This is a genomic window from Achromobacter sp. 413638 (genome assembly GCF_043119405.1).
Taxonomy (GTDB): domain Bacteria; phylum Pseudomonadota; class Gammaproteobacteria; order Burkholderiales; family Burkholderiaceae_B; genus Achromobacter.
In genome coordinates this window covers 23,500-39,091 of the sequence record NZ_JBICCO010000033.1, presented here as the reverse complement: position 1 = coordinate 39,091, position 15,592 = coordinate 23,500, and the positions used below count along the sequence as shown (strand labels likewise).

Annotated in this window: 14 protein-coding genes and 1 tRNA gene; 9 read left to right on the top strand and 6 right to left on the bottom strand. The window is 66.9% G+C overall.

Annotated elements, in window-relative coordinates; genetic code table 11:
• Positions 1-18 precede the first annotated feature (18 nt).
• Together ACEU5R_RS15365 and ACEU5R_RS15360 are read right to left on the bottom strand one after the other, a co-directional pair.
• Positions 19-1,611 carry a diguanylate cyclase gene (locus tag ACEU5R_RS15365; protein WP_392410724.1) on the bottom strand — a complete coding sequence of 531 codons (1,593 nt, stop codon included), beginning with the start codon at positions 1,609-1,611 and terminating at the stop codon, positions 19-21.
• A gap of 11 nt (positions 1,612-1,622) precedes the next feature.
• Entirely contained in the window at positions 1,623-2,252 is a 630-nt protein-coding gene (locus ACEU5R_RS15360) for a TetR/AcrR family transcriptional regulator (protein WP_103272530.1), read from the bottom strand.
• A gap of 116 nt (positions 2,253-2,368) precedes the next feature.
• Between ACEU5R_RS15360 and ACEU5R_RS15355 the strand changes: the two genes are divergently transcribed.
• The 4 genes from ACEU5R_RS15355 (at position 2,369) to ACEU5R_RS15340 (ending at position 5,714) form a co-directional block, all read left to right on the top strand.
• Positions 2,369-3,115, top strand: coding sequence for a 3-oxoacyl-ACP reductase family protein (locus ACEU5R_RS15355; RefSeq protein ID WP_103272531.1), 747 nt, complete (start codon positions 2,369-2,371; stop codon positions 3,113-3,115).
• Between the two features lie 140 nt (positions 3,116-3,255).
• Positions 3,256-3,331, top strand: a tRNA-Lys gene (locus ACEU5R_RS15350).
• A gap of 331 nt (positions 3,332-3,662) precedes the next feature.
• Positions 3,663-4,586, top strand: coding sequence for a polyphosphate kinase 2 (ppk2, locus tag ACEU5R_RS15345; RefSeq protein WP_392410723.1), 924 nt, complete (start codon positions 3,663-3,665; stop codon positions 4,584-4,586).
• A 102-nt stretch (positions 4,587-4,688) separates the two neighbouring features.
• A complete protein-coding gene (locus ACEU5R_RS15340; RefSeq protein ID WP_392410722.1) occupies positions 4,689-5,714 on the top strand; it encodes a transporter in 1,026 nt (341 codons plus the stop codon).
• Between the two features lie 7 nt (positions 5,715-5,721).
• Here ACEU5R_RS15340 and ACEU5R_RS15335 read toward each other — a convergent pair whose 3' ends face one another.
• Complete coding sequence (locus tag ACEU5R_RS15335; protein ID WP_392410721.1) at positions 5,722-6,750, bottom strand: isocitrate/isopropylmalate dehydrogenase family protein; 1,029 nt, start codon at positions 6,748-6,750, stop codon at positions 5,722-5,724.
• A gap of 214 nt (positions 6,751-6,964) precedes the next feature.
• Between ACEU5R_RS15335 and ACEU5R_RS15330 the strand changes: the two genes are divergently transcribed.
• From ACEU5R_RS15330 to ACEU5R_RS15320, 3 genes are all read left to right on the top strand, one after another.
• Complete coding sequence (locus ACEU5R_RS15330) at positions 6,965-7,651, top strand: HAD family hydrolase (RefSeq protein WP_392410720.1); 687 nt, start codon at positions 6,965-6,967, stop codon at positions 7,649-7,651.
• A 149-nt stretch (positions 7,652-7,800) separates the two neighbouring features.
• On the top strand, positions 7,801-8,448 hold the full coding sequence (locus ACEU5R_RS15325) for an OmpA family protein (protein WP_392410719.1): 648 nt from the start codon (positions 7,801-7,803) through the stop codon (positions 8,446-8,448).
• Positions 8,449-8,527: 79 nt separating this feature from the next.
• A complete protein-coding gene (locus tag ACEU5R_RS15320) occupies positions 8,528-8,851 on the top strand; it encodes a 4a-hydroxytetrahydrobiopterin dehydratase (protein WP_103272536.1) in 324 nt (107 codons plus the stop codon).
• Positions 8,852-8,908: 57 nt separating this feature from the next.
• Here the strand turns inward: ACEU5R_RS15320 and ACEU5R_RS15315 are convergent, their stop codons facing one another.
• The 3 genes from ACEU5R_RS15315 to ACEU5R_RS15305 all read right to left on the bottom strand — a co-directional run bounded on the left by ACEU5R_RS15315 (position 8,909) and on the right by ACEU5R_RS15305 (position 11,480).
• A complete protein-coding gene (locus ACEU5R_RS15315) occupies positions 8,909-9,607 on the bottom strand; it encodes a DUF6776 family protein (RefSeq protein ID WP_103272537.1) in 699 nt (232 codons plus the stop codon).
• Positions 9,608-9,753: 146 nt separating this feature from the next.
• Positions 9,754-10,440 carry an N-acetylmuramate alpha-1-phosphate uridylyltransferase MurU gene (gene murU / locus ACEU5R_RS15310; protein WP_392410718.1) on the bottom strand — a complete coding sequence of 229 codons (687 nt, stop codon included), beginning with the start codon at positions 10,438-10,440 and terminating at the stop codon, positions 9,754-9,756.
• Positions 10,440-11,480, bottom strand: a complete 1,041-nt coding sequence (locus ACEU5R_RS15305) for an aminoglycoside phosphotransferase family protein (RefSeq protein WP_392410717.1) — start codon at positions 11,478-11,480, stop codon at positions 10,440-10,442. The genes murU and ACEU5R_RS15305 overlap by 1 nt, the downstream gene beginning before the upstream one ends.
• A 168-nt stretch (positions 11,481-11,648) precedes the next feature.
• Between ACEU5R_RS15305 and ACEU5R_RS15300 the strand changes: the two genes are divergently transcribed.
• Both ACEU5R_RS15300 and ACEU5R_RS15295 read left to right on the top strand, forming a co-directional pair.
• Positions 11,649-14,021, top strand: coding sequence for an LPS-assembly protein LptD (locus ACEU5R_RS15300; RefSeq protein ID WP_392410716.1), 2,373 nt, complete (start codon positions 11,649-11,651; stop codon positions 14,019-14,021).
• Positions 14,018-15,592 (top strand): peptidylprolyl isomerase, encoded by a 1,575-nt coding sequence (locus tag ACEU5R_RS15295; protein WP_392410715.1) that lies wholly within the window; start codon positions 14,018-14,020, stop codon positions 15,590-15,592. Before ACEU5R_RS15300 ends, ACEU5R_RS15295 begins: the two co-directional genes overlap by 4 nt.

The window sequence follows — 15,592 nt, the reverse complement described above, 5'->3', positions numbered from 1 at the left end:
GGCGGCGGGAGTCCGTCTTCAGGGCAGGGTGCTGCGCAGGCCGCCGCGCACGAGGTCGTCGGCGGCGGCCACGGCGTTGCGGCCATGGTTCTTGGCGTAATAGAGCGCCTGGTCCGCGCGCTGGTATACCGCCTCCAGCGTGGCGCCGTGCGTGGGATAGTGCGCCACGCCGGCCGACAGCGTGATCGGATGGGCCGACAGGTCGGGATTGGGCGAGGTCGCGATTTTCAGGCGCAGCCGGTGCGCCGCGGCTACCGCGGCGGCCATGGGCACGCCCGGCAGCAGCATCACGAATTCTTCGCCGCCCGCGCGGGCCAGCGTATCGCTGGCGCGGGCGCTGTCCGCCATCTGCCTGGCCAGCCTCTGTAGCGCCCGGTCGCCAGCGGCGTGGCCATAGCGGTCATTGATGTTCTTGAAGTGATCGATGTCGATGACCACGATGGCGACCGGCGTGTCCTCGGCCTGCAGCATCGCCATGGCTTCTTCCAGGCCGCGGCGGTTGAGCAGGCCGGTCAGCGTGTCGGTGGCGCTCTTGCGGCGCAGGTCGCGCATCTTGTGGTGCATGGACGCCAGGCCCATCAGCAGTGCGCGCTTGAGCTGGGTCGCCTCGAAGTACCAGGAGCGCACGCCGCGTATGCCGTCGGCGGAATCCAGGTCCTGCATGCGCTTGGCGAAGCCGGCAAGTTCGCCCAGCGGCTTGGCGATCAGCCTGGACAGCAGCCAGAGCGACGCGATGGACAACAGCAGCAGGGGCAGGGTGTTGCGGGCGGTGGCGAGCAGCAGGTCGCTCAGGGGCTGCAGCGTGCCCGCCACCGGTCGCTGTGCGATGAGGCTCCAGCCCGTGCTCGGCACCGGCGCATAGCCGGCCAGCATCTCGCGGCCCTGAGCGTCGACGAAGCGCAATTCTCCCGTCTCGCCGCGCAGCGCGGGCGCCAGCGCCTGCAGTTCGGCCGCCGGCTTGCCCAGCATGCTGCGGTCGCGGTCATAGATCAGTGTGCCGTTGCGGTCCATGACGCGCAGGACCGAGTCGTCGCGGTGGAAGTGCTGGCCCAGCAGGCGGTCCAGCACGTTGTCCTGGTACAGATACAGCGTGCCGGCGATATAGCCGATGTAGCGCTTGTCGGCCGAGAAGATCGGATGCGTGTAGAGAATGAGCCAGCGGCCGCTGCGGCCCTGGAACGGTTCGCTGATGGTGGGGCGCTGGGTCTGTATCGCGTCCTGCGCGGCCGTGCTGTGCATCTGCCGGCCCAGCAGGTCCGGCACGGAAGCCGAGGCTGACAGCACCTTGCCCTGCGGCGACACGATGAAGCTGGAGTTGAAATGGCCGAGCTGCGTTTCCTGGCGGCGGGTTTCCTCGGCCATCAGTTCCGGATGCGCCTGCATGTCCGCCAGCATCTCGGCGCTGAACGCCAGATAGCGGCGCAGGTCGTTCAGGAAATACTCGGTGGTCGCGGCCAGCTTGGATGCATAGGCGCGGTTGTCTTCCTGCGCGTTATGCAGCAGCAGGTCGCGCTGCACGAGATAGCTGGCGTGCAGGCCGCCCGCCAGCACCAGCATGATCGACAGCAGGCTGATCCAGAGGATGAGGCGCCGCAGGTCGATGCGGATCATGGCGCCGTTCTTCAATAGGGGGCGTGGTCCGGAGGCGGGACGCCGGCCAGCGCGTCCCAGGAGCACATGGCCTGCCGCGCCACGGCCTGCAGCGTCTTGCGGCTGGCGCCGTCGCGCGCCTGGATGGACATGCCGTGCAGCACCGTGGTGTAGAACGCGGCCAGTCCTTTCAGGTCCGCGTCGTCAGGCAGTTCGCCGCCGGCCGCGCCCTGGTTCAGCCGCGCCAGGATGCGGGCCTGCATCTCGCGCCGGCCTTCACACAGGAACTCGCCGATGCCGGGCGGGCTAACCGTGCCCGCCGGCGCGCCCAGCACGATCATGCAACCGGGAGGCAGGCCGGGCGTGGTGAAACGCTCGGCCGCTGCCAGCAGCATGCCCTGCATGGCGTCGCGGGCGCTGGGCGCGTTCTGCAGCGCCTGGCGCGCGGCGCCGCCGTCGGTCTGGCGGTACAGCTCGACGGCCTCGCGGAACAGCGCTTCCTTCGAGCCGAACGCGCCATAGAGACTGGGCGAGTTGATGCCCATCGCCGCCGTGAGGTCGGTCAGCGATGCGCCTTCATATCCTTTCGACCAGAAGACCTCCATGGCCTTGCGCAAGGCCTGGTCGCGGTCGAAGTTGCGGGGGCGTCCTCGTTCTGCCATGCGTGCGATTTTAAGCTGGCGCAGTATTTTGTGTTGATCGATAAGAAAATCATTGACGCCAGCGAGGCGGGGCGGCGATGATATTTGTATTAATCACTACAAATTAAGGTGTCTCCATGCGAAATCTCCAGGGCAAAGTGGCGTTCGTGACCGGCGGCAGCCGCGGCATCGGCGCCGCCATCGTCCGGCGGCTGGCGGCCGACGGCGCGGACGTGGCCTTCACCTATGTCAGCGCATCGTCGGCCGGCAAGGCCGGCGAATTGGTCGCCGAAATCCAGGCCGGCGGCGGCAGGGCGCTGGCCATCCAGGCGGATGCGGCAGACGCGGATCAGCTGCGCCGCGCCGCCGAACGAGCGCTGGATGAGCTGGGGCCGGTCGACGTGCTGGTCAATAACGCCGGCGTGTTCATCGCCGGCGATCTGGCGCAGGCCAGCCTGGACGACTACGAGCGCACGATGGCCGTCAACGTCCGCGCGCCCTTCGTCGCCGTGCAGGCGCTGCAGCCGTCCATGCCCAACGGCGGCCGCATTATCAACATCGGCAGTTGCCTGGCCGAGCGCGCCGGCCGCGCCGGCGTGACGATCTATGCCGCCAGCAAGTCCGCCTTGCTCGGCCTGACGCGCGGGCTGGCGCGCGACCTGGGACCGCGCGGCATCACCGTCAATGTGGTGCATCCAGGGCCGATCGACACCGACATGAACCCGGCCGACGGCGAGCGCGCCGGCGACATGGTGGCGGTGCTGTCCTTGCCGCACTATGGTGAAACCCGGGACATCGCCGGTATGGTCGCCTTCCTGGCCGGCCCTGATGGGCGCTATGTCACGGGCGCGAGCCTCGCGGTGGACGGGGGATTCGCGGCCTGAGAGGAAATTTTCTTGAGAGCGACTTGCACGATTCAAAAAAGCTCTCTATAATCTTTCTTCTTCGCTACTCACACATCAGCGACAGCGAATCGCAGCAGAAACCGCAAGGGGTCTGAGTGATTGATAAGTGAGTTTGCGTCGGGCTGTTAGCTCAGTTGGTAGAGCAGCGGACTCTTAATCCGTAGGTCGAGTGTTCGAGCCACTCACAGCCCACCAGAATACCGAAGGCCGTTGACGAATCCGTCAACGGCCTTTTTGTTTTCGCGGCCTACCTAGGCTGGCGTAGCCTGCGCCACCCGTCAGCATTCCCACCTATACCCCCACGTTCATTTCCGGCATTTCAACCGTCACGGTCAACGTCGTCGGCAATGGCAATGGCAATTGCGACGATGGGGGCTGCCGCTATTCCCACAGCGGGCGTGCATGGGCGTGACAGAGGGCCGCATTGGCCCGGGACAAGCGCCTGTCATATTCATCGTCCAGAATCGGGCGGGACAGGTATGTGCCTGCAAGACAACAGCGCGCCCGGCGCGCCATGGGGGGCTACATGGATAACGCACTCGAACGCGACGGCGTGGCCGCGCTGGAGCGGCAACTGCGCCTGCAGGCGGATCTGATCGACAGCCTGGACGAAGAGCTGGAGCTGGAACTGGACGATCGCCGGCTGGACGGCGAAGATACCTCCGACGAAGACTGGCGCGCCAATCGCCAGCGCTATTTCCGTGAACTGCTGCGCCTGCAGGGCGAGCTGGTCAAGCTGCAGGACTGGGTGGTGCACTCCGGCCATCGCCTGGTCGTGCTGTTCGAGGGGCGCGATGCCGCAGGCAAGGGCGGCGTCATCAAGCGCATCACGCAGCGCCTGAATCCGCGCGTATGCCGCGTGGCCGCGCTACCGGCGCCGACCTCGCGCGAGCGCACGCAATGGTACTTCCAGCGCTATTCGGCGCATCTGCCCGCCGCGGGCGAGATCGTGCTGTTCGACCGCAGTTGGTACAACCGCGCGGGCGTGGAACGGGTCATGGGCTTTTGTAATGATGCCGAGTACGAGGAGTTCTTCCGCTCCGCGCCCGAGTTCGAGAAGATGCTGGCCCGCAGCGGCATCCAGATCATCAAGTACTGGTTCTCGGTGTCGGACAACGAACAGGAAGCCCGCTTCGAGAGCCGCATCAACGATCCGCTCAAGCAATGGAAGCTGAGCCCGATGGACCTGGAGAGCCGCCGCCGCTGGGAGGCATACACGCAGGCCAAGGAAGTCATGCTGGAGCGCACTCACATCCCTGAGTCGCCCTGGTGGATAGTGCGGGCCGACGACAAGAAAAAGGCCCGCCTGAACTGCATCACCCACCTGTTGGACCAGGTGCCCTATCTGCCGGTGGATCACCCGGAAGTGCAGTTGCCGGAGCGCGTGCATCACGAGGACTACCTGCGCCATCCCGTGCCCGAGCACATGTTCGTGCCGGACCGCTATTGAACTGGCCGGCGCCTGTCTTCCGACTGTCACATTCCGGCGTCACCATCCCGATCCCAGGGCGGGCCGCAACGGCCCGCCATCGCTACGCCATGAGCGCGGATCATGATGACGACATCGACGGCAGCCGGCTATGAATCCGACATCTCGGGCCTGATCTGCGCTTTCCGCTTCACACCGGACGGTCCCGGCGCCGAACTTGATCCGCAGACGCTGGAGCAGCGACTGGCGGACAGCGCGAACGAATCGGAAGAGGGCGATTTCCTCTGGCTGCACATGAACCTGTCCCAGGCCGGCTGTGTGCGCTGGCTGCGGGCGCATCTGGAACTGTCGGACGCCTTCATCGCCATGCTGGGCGAGGCGGCCCATTCGACGCGCATCGAGCAGCAGGAGCGCGCGCTGGTTGCCGTGTTCAACGACGTGATCTTCGATTTCGAGCGCACGCCGGCCCAGGTGGCCACGCTGTGGGTCTGCGCAAGGCGCAAGCTGCTGGTCACGCTGCGCCACAAGCCGTTGCGCTCGCTGGACCGGCTGCGCGAGCATGTGCGCCGGGGCGAGCGCTTCCGTTCTCCGGCCGAGCTGCTGGCGCACCTGATGCGGGATCAGGCCGACCTGATGACCGAGATCGTGCGCAAGGCCAGCCTGGATGTGGACGGGATCGAGGACCGCTTCCTGGCCGCGCATGCGGGACCGGCGCGGGTGGACCTGGCGGCGACGCGCCGGGTGCTGGTGCGGTTGCAGCGCACGCTGGCCCCCGAGCCGGGCTCGGTGTTCCGCCTGCTGGCGCGTCCGCCGGCCTGGCTGCAGCCGCGCGACGTGCAGGAGCTGCGCGAATCGACGGAAGAATTCTCCGTCGTGCTGGGCGACATGGCGGGCCTGATCGAGCGCATCAGGCTGCTGCAGGAAGAGATCGCGGCGCGCCTGCAGGAACAGAACAACCGCACGCTGTTCACGCTGACGCTGGTCACGGTGCTGGCCCTGCCCATCAACATCATGGCCGGCCTGTTCGGCATGAACGTGGGCGGCATCCCGCTGGCGGAGGACCGTGGCGGTTTCTGGATCATCTGCGCGCTGGTGGCGGTGTTCACCGCGGCGGTGGCCTGGGTGGCGCACCGCCGACGCCTGCGCTGACTGCCCGCTAGAGCCGCCGGCAGACCGCCTCGGCGAACTGGCGCGTGCCGGCCGTGCCGCCCAGGTCGCGCGTGGCCACCTTGTCGGCGTTGATGGTGGCGGAGATGGCCTGTTTCAGCCGCTGGGCGTCGCCGGCACGGCCCACATGCTCCAGCATCATGGCGGCGGCCAGCATCAGCGAAATCGGATTGGCCACGCCCTTGCCCGCGATGTCGGGGGCCGAGCCATGCACCGCCTCGAAGATGGCCGCGTCCCTGCCGAAGTTCGAGCCGGGCGCCATGCCCAGGCCGCCGACCAGGCCGGCCAGCTGGTCGGACAGGATGTCGCCGAACAGGTTGGTGCACAAGAGCATGTCGAAGCGCCAGGGATTGAGCACGAGCTGCATGGCGCAGGCGTCCACGATCATGTCGTCCATCTCGACCCGGCCCTCGTACTCCTTGGCGACATGCTTGCAGGCCTCGAGGAACAGGCCGGTCAGCGCCTTGAGAATGTTGGCCTTATGGACCACGGTGATTTTCTTGCGGCCATGCCGGACCGCGTACTCGAACGCGAAGCGGGCAATGCGCTCGCTGCCTTCGCGCGTATTCATGCCGGTGCAGACGGCCGCCGCGTGCGGATCGTTGCCCTGCGGGATGTAGAACTCGTGCGCGACATAGAAGCCGCCCAGGTTTTCCCGGATCAGCACCAGGTCGATATTCTCGTAGCGGCCGGGCACGATGGTGTTGACCGGGCGGACGTTGCCGAACAGCTCGAATTCCTCGCGCAGGCGCACATTGGATGAGCGGAAGCCCGTGCCGACGGGCGTGGTCAGCGGCCCCTTCAGCGCCAGCCGGCGCTCGCGGATGCTGGCCAGCGTGGCGGCCGGCAGTGGATCGCCCGCGCTGGCGACGCCGGCCATGCCGGCCTGCTGCACGTCCCAGTCGAACGGGCTGCCCAGGGCGTCCAGCACCTGCACGGTGGCTTCGACGACTTCCGGGCCGATGCCGTCTCCGGGTATCAGGGTTGCGGGGATACGGGACGGAGAAGTCGGGTTCATGGCATCACCTTGGTAGTTCGACCGGAGCAGTCGTCCGGGCATTTTTACCATGGCGACACGGCGGCGAGGCCGCGTCCTGCCGGCCCGGCGGTTGGCCGGGAGGGCGCGCTGCCGTTAAGTCCAACCTAAATGTCGGTTGCATGGAGACTGAATCACAGCGGGGGCGCGGCTTCTTATAGTGATTGCTTCCGCAGTTTTCCGGAGTGTCCTTTCCATGTCTGTTACGAACACCGGCGCCAGCCCCGTCCATCCTCGTCCCGATGCCGGGAACGGTTTTCCCCAGGCGGTGCTGTTCGACCTGCTGACCGCCTTGCTCGATTCCTGGACGGTCTGGAACGCCGCCGCCGGTTCGGAGCCGCAGGGACGCGCGTGGCGCGCGGAGTACCTGCGCCGCACCTATGGTTGCGGCGCCTACCTGCCCTATGAGCAATTGGTGGCCGAGGCCGCCGAGGCGGTCGGCCTGCCCGCTTCCGCGCCTGCCGCGCTGGAGGCGAACTGGGGGCTGCTGCCGGCCTGGGACGGCGCGCGCGAGCTGCTGGCGGCGCTGCGTCCGCATAGCCGGCTGGGCGTGGTCACCAACTGCTCCAGGGCGCTGGGACATCGCGCCGCCGCGCTGCTGGGCGTGGACTGGGACGTGGTCGTGACGTCGGAAGAGGCGGGCTACTACAAGCCGGATCCGCGGCCTTACCAGCTGGCGCTGGCGCGGCTGGACGTGCAGCCCGGGCGCGCCGCCTTCGTCGCGGGCTCCGGCTACGATCTGTTCGGCACCAGCCGCGTGGGCCTGCGGACCTATTGGCACAACCGCGTCGGCCTGGCGCTTCCGCCCGGCGCGCCCGAGCCGGAACGCCAATCGCCGGGCCTGGCCGAGGCGCTGCCGTGGCTGGCGCGCTTTGGCGCCTGAAAGCCTGCCGGCGCTCGGCATCGGCCGGCCGCAGTCGGTCGCAAGGACGAGAGCGGCCTCTACAAAATGTTGCGCGCGGCTCCGGCGCGCTTGCTAGCATGGATCAGCCGGAATCTCCCGGCTGATCCGACGGGTAAGTGGAGGTTGTCATGAACTCAAGAACAATGTTCAACCGTATCGCTGTGGTCGTTGTTTCGGGAGGGCTGCTGGCGGGCTGCGCCACGCAGCAGCAGAACAATACCGCCATAGGCGCGGGCGCGGGCGCGGCGGTGGGCGCGGGCCTGGGCGCTCTGATCGGCAATGGCAAGGGCGCCGCGATCGGCGCGGGCATCGGCGCCGTGGCGGGCGGCCTGGTCGGCTACAACTGGAAGGTCGTGAAGGACGATGTGCAGAAGTCCGGCGCGTCCTCGCTGGGGATCGACGTGGTCGAAATGCCCGACGGCAGCCTCAAGGTCAATATCCCCAGCAATGTCTCGTTCGATACCGACAAGACCCAGCTCAAGCCGGCGCTGCTGCCCGTGCTGGATTCCGTGGCGCGCTCGCTCAATCAGCACCAGGAGCTGCGCGCCAAGGTCGTCGGCCATACCGACAGCACCGGGGCGATGGCGCATAACCAGACCCTGTCGGTCAACAGGGCCAAGAGCGTGACCGACTACCTGGCGCGCCAGGGCGTGGCCGCCGGCCGCCTGTCGGTCGAGGGGCGCGGGCCGAACGATCCGATCGGCGACAATGCCACCGCCGAGGGGCGCGCGGCGAACCGGCGGGTGGAGATCTACCTGTACGCCATTAAGCAATAGGCGCGGCCGCGGTCCGGCGAGCGAGGCGGCGGGCGCGGGGCGCCGCCGCCTTGAGCCATTTGATAGCCAGGAGTCCATCATGAGCATGTTTCCGCCCGCGCGCATCGGCGCCCAGATCGCGGTGGCCGCGTTGAGCGGCTGGCAGGCCGTTGCCGAGCGCGACGCCATCGAGAAACGCTACCGCTTCGCCAACTTCAATGCCGCCTTCGCCTTCATGGCGCGCGCCGCCATGTTCGCGGAAAAGCTGGACCATCATCCGGAATGGACCAACGTCTACAACCGGGTGGATGTGCTGCTGACCACGCATGACGCGGGCGGTGTCACCGAGCTGGATGTGCGCATGGCGCAGTTCATGGACGAGGCGGCGCAGCAGCTGGGCGCCACGGCGCCGAAGGCGGCGTGAAGGGCCGGCTCCAGGCGGGGCCGGAATGGGCGCGGGGGCCGCGCCCGGCGGGGGCGATCAGTTGCGCACGTAATAGATGCGCATGGCCTGCTGCTTCTGCGCGCCGTCCATCACGCGCAGCACCACGACCTTGGGCGTGAAGCCCTCGGGCAGCTTGAGCTGGCCGAGCGCGTAGTCGTAGCGGTCCACGTTCAGCGTCGGGCCTTCCGGCGTGATGGTGGCGACGCGGCCATTGGGATAGCTGCCGTCGATGGAGAAGGTCAGCGTGCCCTTGAACGGCGCGCCCTGGCGCTCTTCGCGCATCACCAGCACCTGGAAGTCGAGCAGGCCGGGCGCGCGCTTGAACGTGGCCGAGCGGATGCCCAGGTTGCCGCCGCGCGGGTCGGGCGGCATGGCGTCCTGGAACAGCACCAGTTCCTTGTTCAGCGCGTCGATCTTGCTGCGGGCCTCGGCCAGGTCGGACGTGAGCTTTTCATGGCCGGTCTTGTTGGCGTCGCGCTGCTGGGTGGTTTCTTCCAGCTGGGACTGCAGGCGCTGGCGTTCCAGGTTGGCGGCGCTGAGTTCGCTGTGCAGCTGTTCGGATTGCTCCACCGTCAGGCGCTGCGGGCCGTAATTGGTCTGCAGGAAAAGCACGCCGCCGGCGCCCAGCCCGATGCCCACCAGAAGCAGCACCAGCCAGCGCGGCATGCGCCGCGTGCGTTGGCCCGGCTGATAGACGGAGGGCTTGAATACGGCCCGTTGCGATTTTCCAAACATCCCCAAATTCCTAGAAAAACTCTGCGACGTATGCGGCAGGCGCGCCTGAGGCGCGCCAAAGCGTCAGAGGATACCCCGCCAGCGAGGGTGGTTGGGCGCGCGGACAAGCCTGGTTGCGCACCTTGATATTGTGAAATATGTGGACGTCAGCAGGGCTTGCCGCCGAGTTCGGCGTCCAGCTCGGCCAGCCGTTCCGGCGTGCCGACGTCGGTCCACCTGCCCGTGTGGCGCGCGCCCCGCACTGCGTTGCGCGCCATGGCCTGGCGCAGCAGGGGGGCCATCCGGGCCGCCGTGCCTCGGGCCAGGCCCGCGAACAAGCCAGGATGGTAGACGCCGATGCCGGAGAAGGTCAAACGCGGGCCGTCGCCATCATGGACCCGTCCGTCCGGTTCCAGCACGAAATCGCCGTTTGGGTGGTGCTGGGGGTTGTTCACCAGCAGCAGCCAGGCGCTGTCCGGCTTCAGGTCGGCGGCCAGGGCGTGGGCGGCGTCCGGCTGCCAGTCGCACCAGACGTCGCCGTTGACCACCAGGAAGGGCGCGTCGCCCAGCAGAGGCAGCGCCTGGACGATGCCGCCGGCGGTTTCCAGCGCCGTCTGTTCGGGCGAATAGCGTATGCGCACGCCGTGGTTCGATCCGTCGCCCAAGGCCTGTTCGATTTCGTGGCCCAGCCAGGCGTGGTTGATGACGATGTCCCGGATGCCGGCTGCGGCCAGGCGCCGCAGGTGCCAGACGATCAGGGGTTGGCCGCCCGCCGGCAGCAGGGGCTTGGGCAGCCGGTCGGTCAGCGGGCGCATGCGCTCGCCGCGGCCCGCGGCCAGGATCATGGCCCGCATCAGAACGTGTACCCGACTTTGGTTTCGTGGCCGTCCAGCGAGTCCAGCAGGCGCAGCAGGGGAGTGAACACGCCGTAGCGCTGCGCCACCTGCCGCACATAGCCGTTCACGCGGGGCATGTGGTCCAGGTAGTGCTTCTTGCCGTCGCGGTGGTTCAGGCGTGCGAACACGCCCAGGATGCGCAGGTTGCGCTGCAGGCCCATCCATTCATAGGCGCGGTGGAATTCGGCGAAGTCGGCATCCACCGGCAGGCCGGCGGCGCGCGCCATTTCCCAGTAGCGGATCGCCCAGTCCAACTGCTGGGGCTCTTCCCAGGTGGTGCGGGCGTCGGTCACCAGCGAGGCCAGGTCATAGGTGATGGGGCCCGCCAGCGCGTCCTGGAAATCGATGATGCCGGGATTGGGGCCATATTGAGGCTGGTCGCAGACCATGAGATTGGGCGAATGGTAGTCGCGATGGACCAGGACCGTGGGCTGTCCGCCGTTGCTGGCGGACAGCAGCGCGAAGATCTTCTCCAGTGCGCTGCTCATCTTGTCGTCCAGCGTCACGCCGTGATGCCGGCTCACGTACCATTCCGGGAAGAGCGTGAGCTCCTGCGCCAGTCGGGCCGTATCGTAGGGCGCCAGGCCGGTGACCGGCGCCTGCTGCATCTTGACCAGGGCGGCCAGGGCTTCGCGGTACAGGGTCTGCAGCTCGCGGTCGCCGATGCCGGCGCGGATGCGCTCGACGTAGTTCTGCTGGCCCAGGTCGGACAGCAGCAGCAGCCCCTGGCCGAGGTCCTGCTCCAGCACGGCAGGCACATTCAGGCCGACGCCGCGCAGCAGCCCGCCCACATGCAGGAATGGGCGGCAGTCTTCGTGCTCGGGCGGGGCATCCATGACGATCAGCGTCCGGTCGCCCGCGTCCAGCCTGAAATAACGGCGGAAGCTTGCGTCGGCGGAAGCCGGGCGCAGGGTGTCCACGGCCAGGTTCAGGGAGGCGGGCAGGCCGGTCAGCCAGTTGCGGATCTGCGTCAGGCGGGGGTCTAGAGGGGTTTTCAAGAAAGATCCGTGTGGGAAGGACGATATTGCGGAATTTTGCGCCCGGCGCACATAAGTCTGGGCGCGTGGCGCGGCTTCTCTATAATACCGGGTCATTTCCGTTGGCTTTGGCTCCCTGCGAGCGCCAGTGCCGGCTTCTTCCATCGTCGATAAGGGCTTTTTTCACTCGTGCGCAAGGTTCGGTGGTTGATCCTATCTGCTGTCAGCGTTGCCGGGGCCGCTCAGGCCCAGGGCAGCCAAGGGACGGCCGCGTCAGCAACGCCCGCCGCTTCGGCGCCCGTGCTGCGCACGTCCCCCGGCCTGAGGCTGCACAGCCTGCCGGACGGCAATATTCCCGCTTATCTCGAAGCCGATTCAATCGACGGCGATCCGGACTCCGACCTGACCCTGACCGGCAACGCGCAGGTGCGCCGTATCGACGGCGTCATCAAGGGCGACCGCATCAATTACCGCAAGGACAGCGGCGAGGTCGACGTCGAGGGCAGCGCGCGCATGATGCGCGACGGCACCCTGGTGACCGGTCCGCGGGCCAAGTTCAACGTCGACAAGTACACGGGCGAGATCGAGAAGCCGAATTTCTGGATGGGCGCCACCGGCGGCTTCGCCATCGCCGAGCACGCGGATATCTTCAGCAAGTCGCAGATGCGGCTGCACACCGTGACCTACAGCGGCTGCAACTGCGAGAAGCCGTCGTGGTACATCAAGGCCACCACGGTCGACGTCGATTTCGACGAGAACGAAGGCGTGGCGCGCAACGGCGTGCTGTATTTCAAGGACGTGCCGATCCTGGCCTCGCCCTACATGACCTTCCCGGTCAAGAAGGAGCGCAAGTCGGGCTTCCTGGTGCCGACCTACGGGACGACCAGTCAGGGCGGCCTGGACATCTCTATACCGTATTACTTTAACCTGGCGCCGAACTACGACCTGACCTTGCAGCCGCGGTATTTTTCCAAGCGCGGCACACAGCTGGGCGGCGAGTTCCGCTATATGGGGTGGGCCTACAACGGCACGCTGGTTGGCACATACCTGCCGAACGACCAGGTCCGCGACCGGGATCGCTGGATGTTCCGTTGGACGCACCAGCAGGTATTGGGCAATGGCTTTTATACCGATTGGGATTACGCCAAGGTTTCGGACAACAACTACTTCCGCGATATTTCCCAACTGGGCCTGAACCAGGCTTCCACGACCTACCTGCCGCAGCGCGGCCGGGTCGGTTGGAGTTCGAATTACTGGAGTACCTACGTCCAGGTCTACAAGTATCAGACCCTGCAGGATCCGGACGCGCCGCTGATTCCGCCCTACGACAAGGTGCCTGAACTCTATCTGCGCGGCGCACGCTACGATTGGGGCGGCTTTGACGTCGACTGGACGTCCACCGCCGTGCGTTTCCGCCAGCCCCTGGTCAGCTCGGTGCGCTATGGTCCGGATGGCGATCGCCTGCAGTCCTATCCCACGATTTCCTATCCGATCGTCCGGCCGGGCTGGTTCATCGTGCCCAAGGCAGGCGTGAATTTCACGCAGTACCAGACGAATTGGTATCGCACCGATTGGCCCGGCATGCCCGGGTCGTCGAATTTCCCGCGCGGCGCGTCGCGCACGGTGCCGATCTTCTCGGTGGATGCCGGTCTGGTGTTCGACCGTGAAACCACGCTGTTCGGCAAATCGTCCATTCAGACGCTGGAGCCGCGGCTGTACTATCTCAGGGTGCCGTACCGGGATCAAAGCCGCTTGCCGGTGTTCGACACATCGCTGGCCGATTTCAGTTTCTCGCAGGCGTTCGAAGAGAATACGTACTCCGGCGGCTGGGACCGCATCGCGAACGCGGATCAGGTGACGGCGGCATTGACGACGCGCTGGCTGGATGCGAACACCGGGTTCGAGCGCCTGTCCCTGTCGGCGGCTCAACGCATCTACTTCGAGAACCAGAAAGTCACGCTGCCCAATGAGACGCCGCGCAACAACGTGCGGTCGGACTTCCTGGTGGCCGCCAGCGCTGCCCTGACCGACACGTTGAGCACCGACTTGGCCGCTCAATACAATCCCTATGACAATCGCTGGTCGCGCGCCTTGGTGAGCACGCGCTGGTCGCCTCAGCGGCTGACGACGGTCGCGTTGTCCTATCGTTACCAGCGCGACCCGCAGCCCGGGGTCTATTACCAGCCGCAGGGCCAGAACCAGGTCAGCTTGGCCGTGCAGTGGCCGTTCACGAAGCGCTGGTATGGCGTGGGCCGGGTCGATTATTCCCTGCGCTCCGGGCCGAGCTCGACCGTGGCGAACCTGAACGACTCTCCCCGCGTCACCCAGGCCATCGCAGGTCTGGAATACAAGGGTGATTGCTGCTGGGTGGGCCGCGTGGTCTACCAGCGTTACGCGGTGTCGGCCAAGGACGCCAACTCCGCCGTGTTCTTCCAGCTTGAGTTGACCGGCCTGGGTTCCCTCGGAACCGACCCGATGACCCTGCTGAACAGAAGTATCCCCGGCTACAGCCGCATTACCCCGCCTGTGCCGAACGGGACCACATTTGAAAGGTATGAATGATGCGTAGGTTGCACTCCTTGCGCCGCCTGTCCGGCAGCGCCTTGCTGTTGGCCCTTTGCGCCGGCTTGCCGGCTGCTCATGCGGCGGAGTCCGCTGGCAAGGGCGGCGGCAAGCCCGCCGCCGCGCAAAAAAGCGCGGCGCCCGCGCAGTCCGAGCAGTTCGTCGATGGCATTGCCGCCGTCGTCGACAAGGACGTGATCACGCTGCGCGAACTGCATGAAGCGTCGCTGCGCATCGCCGGCGACCTGAAGGCGCGCGGCATCCAGGTGCCTGACGGCCAGACGTTGCAGCACCAGGTGCTGCAGCGTCTCATCATGGAACGCGTGCAGCGCCACGAGGCCGACCGCATGGGCATCCGCGTGGATGACGCGCAGGTGGACCAGGCCACCCAAGCCATCGCGGCGCGCAACAAGATCGGCGTGGACCAGCTGCGCAAGGAAATCGAAAAATCGGGCGTGTCCTGGGATAGCTATCGCAAGTCCCTGCGCGACGAGATCCGCATGGACCGCCTGCGCCAGCGCGCCGTCGATTCCAACATCGTGATTTCGGACGCGGAAGTCGATGCCTTCCTGCGCGACCAGCGTCGCAACCCGGCGTTCGCCGCGCAGACGCAGGCCGAATCCCAGCCTCAGCCGCAGGCGCAGCCGGAACCCGTGCCGGAGCAGGCGGCGGCGCCCAGCGGGCCGATGCTGTATGCGCTCGCGCAGATCCTGGTGCGTGTGCCTGAAGGTTCATCGCCTGAGCAGTTGACCGCGTTGCGCAAGAAGGCCGAGGGCCTGCTGGCCCGCGCCAAGCGCGGCGACGATTTCGCCAGCCTCGCGGCCGCGTCCTCCGACGGTCCCGAGGCGCTGCAGGGCGGCGTCATGGGCGTGCGTCCGCTGGACGGCTGGCCCGACCTGTTCGTCAAGGCGGTCGGCAATCTGCAGAAGGGCCAGGTCAGCGCCCTGATCCAGAGTGGCAACGGCTTCCACATCATCAAGGTGCTGGACCGCGGCACCGCGCAGCCGGCTCCGGCCCGCACCGCCCGCGCGCCCGCGCCTGCCCAAGCGCCGCAGCCGAAGTCCCAGCCGCAGCGCGCGCAGCCGCCGGCATCCACGCAGGTCACGCAAACCCGCGCGCGCCACATCCTGATCAAGACGTCCACGGTCATGAGCGACCAGCTGGCGCGTCAACGCCTGGAACAGGTGCGCCAACGCCTGGTGGCGGGCGATGCCAAGTTCGAAGACATGGCGCGTCAATATTCGCAGGACTCGACCGCGCCGCAGGGCGGTGAGCTGGGTTGGCTGAATCCCGGCGAAACCGTGCCGCCGTTCGAATCGGCGATGAATGCGTTGCAGCCTGGCGAAATCAGCCAGCCGGTGCAATCGCCGTTCGGCTGGCACCTGATCCAGGTCGAGGAGCGCCGCCAGCATGACGCGACCGACGAAATGGCGCGCATGAAGGCCCGCCAGATCCTGTTCGAGCGTCGCGCCCAGCCCGCCTTCGAGGATTGGCTGGACCAGTTGCGCGCCCAGGCCTACGTGGATAACCGCCTGGAAAAGCAACAGCGCATCCAACAGAACAACCGCTAG

Coding starts and splice junctions, on each gene's coding strand:
- ACEU5R_RS15325 (WP_392410719.1), top strand. CDS start 7,801: ATGAACTCAAGAACAATGTTCAACCGTATCGCTGTGGTCGTTGTTTCG.
- ACEU5R_RS15335 (WP_392410721.1), bottom strand. CDS start 6,750: ATGAACCCGACTTCTCCGTCCCGTATCCCCGCAACCCTGATACCCGGA.
- ACEU5R_RS15315 (WP_103272537.1), bottom strand. CDS start 9,607: ATGTTTGGAAAATCGCAACGGGCCGTATTCAAGCCCTCCGTCTATCAG.
- ppk2 (WP_392410723.1), top strand. CDS start 3,663: ATGGATAACGCACTCGAACGCGACGGCGTGGCCGCGCTGGAGCGGCAA.
- ACEU5R_RS15295 (WP_392410715.1), top strand. CDS start 14,018: ATGATGCGTAGGTTGCACTCCTTGCGCCGCCTGTCCGGCAGCGCCTTG.
- ACEU5R_RS15330 (WP_392410720.1), top strand. CDS start 6,965: ATGTCTGTTACGAACACCGGCGCCAGCCCCGTCCATCCTCGTCCCGAT.
- ACEU5R_RS15355 (WP_103272531.1), top strand. CDS start 2,369: ATGCGAAATCTCCAGGGCAAAGTGGCGTTCGTGACCGGCGGCAGCCGC.
- murU (WP_392410718.1), bottom strand. CDS start 10,440: ATGCGGGCCATGATCCTGGCCGCGGGCCGCGGCGAGCGCATGCGCCCG.
- ACEU5R_RS15360 (WP_103272530.1), bottom strand. CDS start 2,252: ATGGCAGAACGAGGACGCCCCCGCAACTTCGACCGCGACCAGGCCTTG.
- ACEU5R_RS15340 (WP_392410722.1), top strand. CDS start 4,689: ATGATGACGACATCGACGGCAGCCGGCTATGAATCCGACATCTCGGGC.
- ACEU5R_RS15320 (WP_103272536.1), top strand. CDS start 8,528: ATGAGCATGTTTCCGCCCGCGCGCATCGGCGCCCAGATCGCGGTGGCC.
- ACEU5R_RS15365 (WP_392410724.1), bottom strand. CDS start 1,611: ATGATCCGCATCGACCTGCGGCGCCTCATCCTCTGGATCAGCCTGCTG.